The sequence below is a fragment of the Martinezella lusitana genome (assembly GCF_016901135.1).
GTDB classification, from domain to species: Bacteria; Pseudomonadota; Alphaproteobacteria; order Rhizobiales; family Rhizobiaceae; genus Rhizobium; species Rhizobium lusitanum_D.
This window is the reverse complement of the sequence record NZ_JAFEVL010000049.1, coordinates 1-4,545: the sequence shown is the minus strand read 5'-3', so window position 1 is coordinate 4,545 and position 4,545 is coordinate 1. Positions and strand designations below refer to the sequence as shown.

Here is a 4,545-nt window from a genome sequence, read left to right as displayed (position 1 = left end):
TAACACGCCGCGCATTGGCCGTATCCTGATGGCGACGGGCCGGGACGCTACCGATGTGGCGCTCACGACTGCCTTCGGCCCCGCAACTTTGTCGCGGTTCGAGGTTGTGACAGAGGAAATTTCCGACGCCACTTAGACGTGGCCATTCGGAATGGTCACATGCACGCGGTGTCCGTGAGTGAGCCTAGATGTGGGACGAAGAATTCGGCCATCAGTGACAAGCGCCGTGGTTTCCACCGTCGATCAAAGGCCATGCGGTCTGGGCTCCATTTCAGGTCTCCCCTGACCCTCGATCTGGGCTGGGGGAATGTTACTGGCGACGTACTATCGTCTCGTATAGCAGCTGCGGAACTGTTCCCGATCCCGCCGGCCGAACCCACGACAAGCTGGCCACCGCCGATGCAGAGCCCAACAGCCGTCATGATCCACAAAGTCGCAGCCATCGTCACACCTGTGACAAGATCACCACGCTTGAGAATAGCGCCGCCGCCGATGAAACCGACGCCCGTGAGCACGCCGAGTGGAAAGCGCAGGACATCCATCGAAGCGAACGATTGCGGTGTTTTACCCAAGGTGGAAAGCAGAAGATTGGCCTGGATCATCGTCAGGCATGCCGCCAGACCGACCAGAATCGTGGTGCGAAAGCCGGCCGCGTGGCCCCCCGACCTCACGATTGACCCCAATAAAGGCACCGGCGACGATCACCAACAGCAGGCGAATAGAGATATTCAACCAGCTCGGATCCGTTGACATAAGATCCATCGCGTTCGGCATGACATCCTCCCGCAGTCTCTCTCGCTTACGACGGTTTTCTCTTGAAAGAACAGGGTAGGCAGAATTTTGTTCCGCGCCAAAGCGGGCTTTGCCGAGGAAGCGCGGCTGCATCCTCAATCGGTCTAAAGTTATGCTAGGAAGGCCGCACAAAAGCTGACAGCGAGTCTGTCGTTGGTGACCTTCGAATTTGGGCTTTCGATTCCACCATCCGGATGAATTTGACGACTTGCTCAAGGAAAGCTGCAAATGGTTGCTCTTGAGAGGAGATGAACCACCGGCCCGTCAGCTCCACCGCCCGCGATTAAATGAATTGTGGACCTCTTCTAAGATCTCGTGGCTACTATGTCTGGTGCTCGCGACATTCCCGGTAAAATTCCAATTTCAGGTTTGCCCTGTAGGAAAACCTTGGGCAAACCACCTATCAGGCCCGGAAACAGTCCACCTCGACGGAGTAGGCGGCCGCAACGAGGTTTGCCCAATCACTCCGTAGCAAACCTCACCTGCAAGTGATCTCGGGCCTTACCCTTCCCCTAAATCACCTTGCAAATCATGCAGGAGCTTCAGCGCCTTTTGCTTTTCCTCAGGCATGTCTCGGCTAAAATGGGCAAGCGCTGCCAGCGTGGCGAGATGATGAAGCCTTTCAAGATCGACTACTCCCCTGCGGTAGAGTTTGATGACGTCTGCGGCGAATGCCTCGTGGTTCAATTCGTTCATATTGAACCACGGCTCGGCGATCACAGCATTGAAGACCCTTTGAAGATTGTCGATCTCTTCCGGCTGGAGCACCCCTTCGACAAGATGATGGTAGCGGCGCATCGGTCCCTTCTCCGACCTTAAAAACTAAAGTGCTTTCCTTCTTTCTCTAAGCACTAATAAGATGCATTTTCTATGCGACTGGCGATGTTGGCAAGACTTGACCGCTCGCTAGTCGCGCTTCTTATTTCGTCTGCGCATCAGATGCACTTTTGTCAACGTTTGGCTCTCCTTCAAGGCGGGAACAATTATAGAACAAATGAGATGGGGCTTGGCCCAGGTTTGCCAACGATCACTTTCCTTAAGCGGATAACGCAGTTCTTTTCATCCGGAGCGGGGCATTTTTCACAGCTGCGTTCGTGGCGGGCTTCCACCAGCGCCCAATGGTCGGATTGGGTCGATTTGCGCTTTTGAATGCTTCCCACACCGCCGCCGAGGCAGAAGCGGGCAGGCTCCGTCTCATGCCTAATCCGTCCCGGACTTAGGCCTTGGCAGCGTTCTGCGCGGCCTCGAATACATCGCGTGCGGACGTCGTACCCGCTATGTGCTCCGTACCCTCGGCTCCGAGGTCCATCCATCCCGCATTCACGGCCTCATACATTTCTTCGGCAGGTCCGGTGTGGCCCTTGGGGATACCTAATTGCTCGAACGCTTCCGCCCAACCTGCACGCGGGACCGCAAAGGCTTTCACGTCGAGCTTCAGGACTTCACCCAATTGCTCTGCGACTTCATCCGCGGTGACCATCGAACCAAGCTCGACGACGCGCTGCCCTGACCATGCAGGCCCGGTCAAAAGGGTTGCGACCTCCGCGCCGATGTCGTTCGTCGCGACCATGGTCGATTTCCGGTTTGTCGGATTGTAGTAGACCGGCAGCGTTCCGCCCTGGGCGACCTGCAAGCCGTAGAGGAAGTTTTCGAAGAAGCCGCCTGCGCGCACAAATGCGGTTGGGGATGTCAGGTCGCGAAAACCTTGCTCCAGAAGCGACAAGGCCGTGATCATCCCGAGCCCGCTGGTTCTGTTCGCGCCCATCGACGAAAGCGCAATCACTCGCGGCGGCGCTGCCTTGGTCAGCGCCTCGACATAGTTCGCAATCACGCCTTTTGCTTCTTTGTAATCGGGCGAGGGCGCCCAGACAGCCGGCAACATGACGAACGCTCCCTCCACGTCTTTGAGCGCTTGCTCGATGGCTGCTGAATCATTCCAATCGCCGTCTACCAGTTCCACGCCCTGGTTCGCCCAGTTAGCCGCCTTCTCGCGATTGCGGACGAGCGCGCGTACTTTCTTGCCTTGTGCCAACAGATATTGTGCCGTCGCACCACCGACTTTTCCGGTAATTCCCATTACTAAAAACATGCGTATTCTCCTGATTTTTAGGGACAGAACAATGCCACTGTTGGTTCAATGGATGAGCGGCAAAATGGCCCGGATACGGGGATCGCGCAGATAGAGGCCGCCCCATGTCATCGCGCCCAAAAGCAGGGAAATAAGTTCCGGCGGCGACCCCAACTCACCGATGCGCACATGGGCGCAGATGGCACCTCCCAGAAAGCCAGTCACCAGGATCGCACCGAGGACGGCGGTGGCCGGAATGGCGTAAAGGATGCCGCAGGCGAGTATGATCGGACCCACGATACGGGTCAGGTCCATCGCGAACCCGGTTTCCTGCAACATGCTCGCAATCTGTGTCGGTGCGAAAAGCTGAATAGTACCGTCTGCCACCAGAGCGATAACGACAATCGCGCTCATTATGCGGCCGGCCCACAGGGCGCGATGCAAGGTCATAGCTTCAGGCTCCTGATGGAGGTTCATAGTTTCGGACACTTGTCATTCTCCGATGGGGGGATCCCAATATTCGGAACTTACTGTGTCTCTCAGGTATGATAAACATCGAGGAAAGGAACTCACCGTTCTCTCAGAGGAGAACAATACCGGGGCACGAAAATGCAGAATCTCGAACCTATCCTCATATTCGTAACGGTCGCGGAAATGGGGAGCTTCACCCGCGCAGCCGATAGCCTAGGCATCCAAAAAGGGAGGGCCTCAATGGCGGTCCGGAAGCTGGAAGAAGATGTCGGTGTCAGGCTCCTGCACCGGACGACGCGCAGCGTGCAGTTGACGGAGGACGGACGCACATTTCATGTCCGTGCCCGCGATCTGCTTGCTGAAGTGGATGACCTACACTCGATGTTCGCAGGCGATCGCGTGGCACTCCGCGGGCGTTTGCGGGTCGATCTTCCGACCGAGGTGGCGCGCACAACGATCGTGCCGGCCTTGCCGGATTTCATGGCAGCTCACCCCGAGTTGGAGCTGGAGATGTCGAGTACGGATCGGCAAGTTGATCTGGTTCAAGAGGGGTTCGACTGTGTACTACGCCTTGGTCCCATCAGGGACGAGACGCTGATTGTCCGCCCACTGGGCCTGTTGCGCATGGTCAACGCTGCCAGTCCCACCTATCTGGTGCGCTATGGCGTCCCTCGATCGCTAGAAGATCTCCAGCGCCCGGGGCATCGGACAATTCATTTTTCGACGATACTGGGCGCAAGACCCTATGGATGGGAATATCCGGATGGCGACAGCTACGCGACGCTTCAGTTGCCAGGTGCGCTACACGTCAACAGCGCGCAGACCTACGACGCCGCTGCCCTCGCCGGCCTCGGCTTAATTCAGGCACCGCTCTTGGGGATTGGCCAATACTTTGAGAGTGGAGCGCTTGTGGAGATCATGCCCGATTTTCGTCGCCGGGCGATCCCGGTGTCCCTCGTCGTAGCACATCGGAGCAATCTGTCGCGTCGAGTCCGCGCATTCATGAAATGGATCGAAGATGTGCTAACGCCGTATCTGGAATAGATGGCCGCTTTCGGGACGACTCACTTTGCCCGAGAACGGCGGATATGGTGAAGGGTTTCGGGTGCCGTCAGGCGTACGAAAGCCTCTCATGCAGGAACCCGCGGTCGGCAGTCTCTGAGCTATGGGGTTTTGTGTATCGGATCTTCCGGCGGGCCGCCGATCGCAGCGAC

Annotated in this window: 4 protein-coding genes and 2 pseudogenes; 2 read left to right on the top strand and 4 right to left on the bottom strand. The window is 57.3% G+C overall.

Annotation, left to right across the window (positions count from 1 at the left end):
- Nucleotides 1–136, top strand: a pseudogene (locus tag JTP94_RS24865) (transglutaminase family protein); the annotation flags it as partial.
- 232 nt (nucleotides 137–368) lie between these two features.
- Here the strand turns inward: JTP94_RS24865 and JTP94_RS24860 are convergent.
- The 4 genes and pseudogenes from JTP94_RS24860 to JTP94_RS24845 all read right to left on the bottom strand — a co-directional run.
- Nucleotides 369–774 (bottom strand): annotated as a pseudogene (locus JTP94_RS24860) (MgtC/SapB family protein); the annotation flags it as partial.
- Nucleotides 775–1,293: 519 nt separating this feature from the next.
- Entirely contained in the window at nucleotides 1,294–1,590 is a 297-nt protein-coding gene (locus JTP94_RS24855) for a hypothetical protein (protein ID WP_204853102.1), read from the bottom strand.
- 418 nt (nucleotides 1,591–2,008) lie between these two features.
- Nucleotides 2,009–2,869 carry an NmrA family NAD(P)-binding protein gene (locus tag JTP94_RS24850; protein ID WP_246755302.1) on the bottom strand — a complete coding sequence of 287 codons (861 nt, stop codon included), beginning with the start codon at nucleotides 2,867–2,869 and terminating at the stop codon, nucleotides 2,009–2,011.
- A gap of 57 nt (nucleotides 2,870–2,926) precedes the next feature.
- A complete protein-coding gene (locus tag JTP94_RS24845; RefSeq protein WP_204853098.1) occupies nucleotides 2,927–3,349 on the bottom strand; it encodes a DoxX family protein in 423 nt (140 codons plus the stop codon).
- Nucleotides 3,350–3,469: 120 nt separating this feature from the next.
- Here JTP94_RS24845 and JTP94_RS24840 point away from each other — a divergent pair, with 120 nt between their 5' ends.
- Nucleotides 3,470–4,375, top strand: coding sequence for a LysR family transcriptional regulator (locus JTP94_RS24840; RefSeq protein WP_204853097.1), 906 nt, complete (start codon nucleotides 3,470–3,472; stop codon nucleotides 4,373–4,375).
- Nucleotides 4,376–4,545 lie beyond the last annotated feature (170 nt).

Coding starts and splice junctions, on each gene's coding strand:
- JTP94_RS24855 (WP_204853102.1), bottom strand. CDS start 1,590: ATGCGCCGCTACCATCATCTTGTCGAAGGGGTGCTCCAGCCGGAAGAG.
- JTP94_RS24850 (WP_246755302.1), bottom strand. CDS start 2,869: ATGGGAATTACCGGAAAAGTCGGTGGTGCGACGGCACAATATCTGTTG.
- JTP94_RS24840 (WP_204853097.1), top strand. CDS start 3,470: ATGCAGAATCTCGAACCTATCCTCATATTCGTAACGGTCGCGGAAATG.